Below are 1372 nucleotides of genomic sequence, written 5' to 3'. Positions count from 1 at the left end.
CGAGACCCGCGGCACCCGACCGGCCAGCGGCCGCTCCCGGCGCTGCGCCTTGCGCTGGGCGCGGCGCTCGGCGGGCTTGTGGTTCCAGGTCTCCGGCCGCGCGGCCACCCAGCGCGCGGAGTGCACCGCGAACGGGATGTGGCCCAGGTACAGCACCACCAGCGCCATCATGAGGATCAGCGGGTAGGTGACCAGCAGCGCGGCGGCCAGGGCGACCAGCACCAGCAGGATCGGCGCGGTCCGCGGGGCCACCGACACCGACTTGACGGCCAGCGTCGGCAGCGTGCTCACGCACAGCAGACCGGTCAGCACGGTCCACACCGCCACCACCGGGAAGCTCACCCACCAGCCGTCACCGAACTGCTCCGACAGCGCGATGGGCGTCAGCACGATCAGCGCGCCCGCGGGTGCGGGCACCCCGACGAAGTACTCCCGCTGCCAGTCCGGGCGGTTGTCGTCGTCCATCAGGGTGTTGAACCGGGCCAGCCGCAGCACCATGCAGACCGCGAACATCAAGGCCAGCACCCAGCCGATGCTGTCGGCGTGCAGGAAGGTCACGTACAGCACCAGGGCGGGCGTGACGCCGAACGCGATGGCGTCCGACAGCGAATCCAGTTCCGCGCCCATCTTGGAGGTGGCGTCCAGCATGCGGGCGATCCGGCCGTCCAGCATGTCGAACACCGCGGCCGCGCCCACCAGCGCGAGCGCGAACCCCAGTTGCCCCTGGATGGCGAACTTCACCGCCGACAGGCCCGAGCACAGGCCGAGCACGGTGATCATGCTGGGCAGCAGCCGGATGGTGCGGTTGCGGCGGCGCGTATGCGGCGCGGGCGCGAGTTGCTCCATCATGAATCCAGTTCGGCCAGTACCGTTTCCGCACCGATGGTGCGCTGCCCGGGAGTGACCAGGGGCTTGGTCCCGGCCGGGAAGTAGGTGTCCACGCGCGACCCGAAGCGGATCAGGCCGTAGGTGTCGCCGATGCTCAGCTTGTCGCCGGCCTTGGCCTCGCACACGATGCGGCGGGCCAGCAGGCCGGCGATCTGCACCACCACGATCCGCTGGCCGGACTCGGTCTCGATGACCATGCTGTTGCGCTCGTTGCGGTCGCTGGCCTCGGGCAGGTCGGCCGAGAGGAACTGGCCCTTCTGGTAGGCGATCTGCTCCACCAGGCCGCTCACCGGCACCCGCTGCACGTGCACGTCCAGCACCGACAGGAAGATGCTCACCCGCGGCAGCGGGGCGTCACCCAGGCCGAGCTCGGCCGGGGGCACCGCGGTGTCGACCAGGGCGACCTCGCCGTCGGCGGGCGCGACCACCACGCCGGGACGGTTCGGCGGCACCCGGTGCGGGTGCCGGAAGAAGGTGGCGCAGG

Annotated in this window: 2 protein-coding genes; both read right to left on the bottom strand. The window is 71.4% G+C overall.

The features are described 5' to 3' along the window. On the bottom strand, positions 1-849 hold an 849-nt coding region (gene pssA, locus ACWELJ_RS34165; protein ID WP_452370185.1), incomplete at its 3' end, for a CDP-diacylglycerol--serine O-phosphatidyltransferase. Continuing rightward, positions 846-1372: phosphatidylserine decarboxylase (locus tag ACWELJ_RS34160; protein WP_452370184.1), on the bottom strand; the 527-nt coding region annotated here is incomplete at its 5' end. The genes pssA and ACWELJ_RS34160, both read right to left, overlap by 4 nt.

The sequence above is a fragment of the Nocardia sp. NPDC004582 genome (assembly GCF_053602115.1).
Note: the sequence above shows the minus strand (reverse complement) of the source record. Positions and strands in the feature narration are given on the sequence as shown.